5 protein-coding genes are annotated in these 3,956 nt (G+C 58.2%); 1 reads left to right on the top strand and 4 read right to left on the bottom strand.

All coding sequences use genetic code 11. The features are described 5' to 3' along the window. Positions 1 to 283: 283 nt before the first annotated feature. Positions 284 to 1,363, bottom strand: coding sequence for a dipeptide epimerase (locus CJ255_RS21300; RefSeq protein ID WP_097646088.1), 1,080 nt, complete (start codon positions 1,361 to 1,363; stop codon positions 284 to 286). Between the two features lie 247 nt (positions 1,364 to 1,610). Next, positions 1,611 to 2,564, bottom strand: coding sequence for a DMT family transporter (locus CJ255_RS21295; RefSeq protein WP_245863644.1), 954 nt, complete (start codon positions 2,562 to 2,564; stop codon positions 1,611 to 1,613). Positions 2,565 to 2,833: 269 nt separating this feature from the next. On the opposite strand from CJ255_RS21295, the gene CJ255_RS21290 reads away from it, so the two are divergent. Next, a complete protein-coding gene (locus CJ255_RS21290) occupies positions 2,834 to 3,490 on the top strand; it encodes a response regulator (protein ID WP_097646087.1) in 657 nt (218 codons plus the stop codon). Here the strand turns inward: CJ255_RS21290 and CJ255_RS24740 are convergent. After that, entirely contained in the window at positions 3,464 to 3,595 is a 132-nt protein-coding gene (locus CJ255_RS24740) for a hypothetical protein (protein ID WP_281257230.1), read from the bottom strand. The two genes, CJ255_RS21290 and CJ255_RS24740, sit on opposite strands and share 27 nt — an antisense overlap. Before the next feature lie 50 nt (positions 3,596 to 3,645). Next, a partial coding sequence (locus tag CJ255_RS21285) for a type II toxin-antitoxin system PemK/MazF family toxin (protein WP_133117021.1) occupies positions 3,646 to 3,956 on the bottom strand: 311 nt, incomplete at its 5' end.

Genomic DNA, 3,956 nt, shown 5'->3' with positions numbered 1-3,956 from the left:
ACGCTGGAGTGCCGGCTTTAGCCGGCTAAAGCCGGCACTCCAACGCCAAACCATAGACTTTTCAGACAGCCTCTTAGCGCGAAGAAGTTCTGGGCCACGCCGCATGGCTTCGACAGGCTGGTTTCGGCAGGCTCAACCACCGAGCCAGTGGCGCGGTGGTTGAACCCTGAGTTGCGTGGTGCAGCACAAGACCGCGCCGTGGTTCAGCCAACTTCGTGGTGGATGAGCATGTCGAAGCCACCGCAAGGCATCCCCCACACCCCGCCGAGAGGCGCAACCCCGCCTACAATGGTATCACACCGTGCCCTCCTGTGATGTGGCTGAGATCGAGGTGGGGGCCGTTTTGTTGAAAGCCGCCAGCAAAGGGGTTTTCTGCAAGGAACATGGGGGTGTCAAGATCTACAAACTCAAAGCCGCCTAGCCCGGCGGCAACATGGGCCGACATGGTCATGGCGAGCAGCGCTTCAACCATGCCGCCAATCATGAGCCGCAGCCCGGCGGCGCGGGCAATGGCGGCAATGTCGAGCGCTTCAACCACGCCTGCCTTCATCAGCTTGATGTTGATCACATGGGCTGCACCCTCACGGGCGAGGCGCAGGACATTGGTGCTACTCGAGGCGCTCTCGTCGGCAGCCACAGGCACCGTGCCATGTTGGGCAAGGCGCTGCATCCCGGCCCAATCATCGCCGGGCACAGGCTGTTCCAGCAAGACAGGGGTGATCTCGCGGGCCGCAAGCTGCTCCAGCAGTTCCAGGGTCGTTGTGGCGCACATACCACCGTTACCATCAAGAATCAGCGGGGCCGTTGGCGCAACCGCATGGATGGCCACAATCCGTTGGAGATCAAGCTCAAGGGTACCACTGCCCAACTTCACCTTGAGTGTCTGGATACCACGGGCGCGAATCGCCTGCGCCGCCTGCTGCGCCTCCGCCACCGAGCCAGTCGTAATCGTCATGTCGGTCTCAAGCCGCTGGCCCGCACCACCAAAAAAGACATAGAGCGGCAACTGAACCCGTTTGGTCAACGCATCAAGGATCGCCGTCTCAAGCGCACAGCGGGCGCTCCCGGCAGCAGGAATCTGAGCGCGCAGCAGCGCCGCAATCGGACGCCACTCACGCACATCAGCCCCCTCCAACGCACTGCGTACCGCCTCAAGGGCGGCCATACTACTCGCCTGCGTCTCACCATTAAACGGCGGCAACGGCGCAGCCTCACCATAGCCACACGTACCATCAGCCAACTCAATCGTCACCAACAGATTACGCGCCACCTCCTGCGCCCCTCCAGCAATCCCAAAAGGGCTCAAAAGCGGAATATCGAGCGGCGCAACCGTAAGCGCCGTAATGGTTGTGGGGGTTTTCATGCTAAGGTACCTCCGGTGGATGTGTGGGGGCGGCTATGCCGCCCGCGTAGATCTTTAGAGGCTGTCTGAATAAGGGTGTCAGTGCCATACTACGTGGCAAACGTTGGAGTGCCGGCTTTAGCCGGCTAAAGCCGGCACTCCAACGTTTGCCCATGGACGTTTTAGACAGCCTCTTCTGTGTTGCTGTTTGGCGGCTATGCCGCCAAACAGCAACACAGAAAGTGTAGTTTGGGGCACAGCCCCACGCTTAGACCCTACGCTGGCGTTGCAAATACGCCGTAATCGTCACAAAAACAATAACCGCCCCCAGGATCTGCCAGAGCGAAGTGAGGTATTCACCAAGCAGTAGCGCGGCAAGCCCAAGGGTAGCAAGCAGACGCCAGGCCATCGTGCTGCTCACCATTGGTGCGCCAAGATGACGCAGGGCAGTAATCTGAGCCAGATTAGCTCCAAGCAGCACAAAGCCCACGAACGTAAGGAAAGCAAGCCAATCACTCGCGGCCAATTGGCTATAGCGGCTCCAATCTTCACCAATCAACAGACTGATTGCACCTGTCACCAAGGTCAAAGCGGCCAATTGCACCAGCATGACCGTCTCGCCAGGCACAGAAGCCTTGACGGTACGCGGCACCAAGATCATGTAGAAAGCGAGGCAGAAGGCCGAGACGAGGGCCAAACCGAGGCCAAGCAGATCGCTGGCGGTCAGCGCAAGCGCCACCCCTTGCCCACCCAGATCACCGCTCATCATCAGCATTGATCCAACCAACGAAAGCCCCAGTGCAGGCCAGGTAGCCGGAGGCAAACGCTCGCGGAAGAGCCCCGCACTGAGCAGCGCCACAATCAGCGGCGTCATCAGCGTAATAAGCTGCACATAGATCGCCAGCGTAAAGCGGGCCGCAAGGATATTAGTAATCGCACGCAGCACCACCACCAACGCAAAAAGCCAGATCGCCGGTTCACGCAAAAAGCGCATGTCAAGCCGTCGCAGCACAAACGGAGCAAAAATGGCCAAGGCAATCAAATTGCCCAACGCCAAAAGCGCCATACTCGGAATAAAGCTCACCGTCTGCAAATAGCGGGCAAAGACCGGATAGGCACCCCAGCCGGTATGGGCAAACATGGCTGCTCCCATCCAGATCCACGGGTCGGTAGCAGGATTGCGGGGTGCGGGCGCGCTCACCAAAGGACGTACATCACTCATAGGACAAGAGAACCTTTACACTAAGTTGATCCAGCGCGCCATTGCGGTACGGGCTATTATAAGCCTTTTGTTATAATGTATGGTGCTTGCCCTAACAAATTTTTTAGCGCGAAGAAGTTCTGGGCCGCGCCGCGTGGCTTCGACAGGCTCAGCCAGCGGCAGCGGCGCGGTGGCTGCCAACCCAAGGCTTCTTCGTGCTAACACTTATGTTTGCGTTGGTGTTGGCGGCGCAGTCGCCAACACCAACGCAAACATATAAGGATACACCTATGTCCAACGAAAGCATCCGCATCATGCTCATTGACGACCACGCGGTTGTGCGTCGCGGGCTTGGGGCCTACTTGGCGACCTACCCCGAGATTGATGTGGTGGCCGAGGCCAATAGTGGGGCCGCCGGGGTAGAACTGGCCGCCAAGCTGCTGCCCGATGTGGTACTCATGGATCTGGTGATGCCCGAAATGGACGGCATTGAAGCCACCCGACGACTCAAAGCGGTCTCGCCAACCACACAGGTGATTGTGCTGACCAGTTATAGTGAAGATGAACGCATCTTTCCGGCCATCAAGGCCGGGGCGCTCTCGTACCTCTTGAAGGATGTTGGCCCCGACGACCTCGTGCGGGCCATCAAGGCCGCCCAGCGCGGCGAGGCCACGCTGCATCCCAGTGTCGCAGCGCGTCTTATGCAGGAACTGACCAGCGCACGAAGCTCGCCGCTCGATCTCTTGACTGAACGGGAGCGCGAGGTGCTTGCTTGCATCGCACGGGGCATGAGCAACGCTGAAATTGCCAACCACCTGATCATCGGCGAGCGCACCGTCAAGACCCACGTCTCCAACATTCTCTCCAAGCTACACCTACAAGACCGCACCCAAGCCGCGTTGTTGGCGCTACGCGAACGACTAGTGCCGCTGGATGATCCGCAATAATCCCATTGTAGATTGTAGATTGCAGATTGCAGATTGCAGATTGTAGATTGTAGATTGCCGAACATGGCGTCCCAATGGGCTGTAGCGTTCTTGATAGTGCGGCATGTTCAATGGTAATTGGTGTAATCCCATTGTAGATTGTGATAACTGAAGCTCTACTCCGCAAAAAGCTCGGCTAAGACTGCCAGTACGCGCACTTGGGCCGCTGGCGCGATACGTCCGAGGTACTTTACGAGGCGCCGTTTATCAACAGTGCGGATTTGATCGAGCACAATCTGGGCATCTTTGCCCTCAAAGCGCGTCGCTACCCGCGACGGGTATGCGCGAGCCTTGCTAGTCATCGGGGCAACGATGACCGTCTGGATGTAATCATTCATCTCATCGGGCGAGATGATCAGACATGGTCGCGTCTTCTGCATCTCCACCCCGACGGTTGGATCAAGCGTGACCAAAAAGACATCAAAGC

It is taken from the genome of Candidatus Viridilinea mediisalina (assembly GCF_002532535.1).
GTDB lineage: Bacteria > Chloroflexota > Chloroflexia > Chloroflexales > Chloroflexaceae > Viridilinea > Viridilinea mediisalina.
The sequence above is the reverse complement of the archived record's forward strand: the minus strand, read 5'-3'. Positions and strand labels throughout refer to the sequence as shown.

Bases quoted from the DNA above. Each gene is read 5' to 3' on its own strand.
- CJ255_RS21300 (WP_097646088.1), bottom strand. From the start codon at position 1,363: ATGAAAACCCCCACAACCATTACGGCGCTTACGGTTGCGCCGCTCGAT.
- CJ255_RS21295 (WP_245863644.1), bottom strand. From the start codon at position 2,564: ATGAGTGATGTACGTCCTTTGGTGAGCGCGCCCGCACCCCGCAATCCT.
- CJ255_RS24740 (WP_281257230.1), bottom strand. From the start codon at position 3,595: ATGCCGCACTATCAAGAACGCTACAGCCCATTGGGACGCCATGTTCGG.
- CJ255_RS21290 (WP_097646087.1), top strand. From the start codon at position 2,834: ATGTCCAACGAAAGCATCCGCATCATGCTCATTGACGACCACGCGGTT.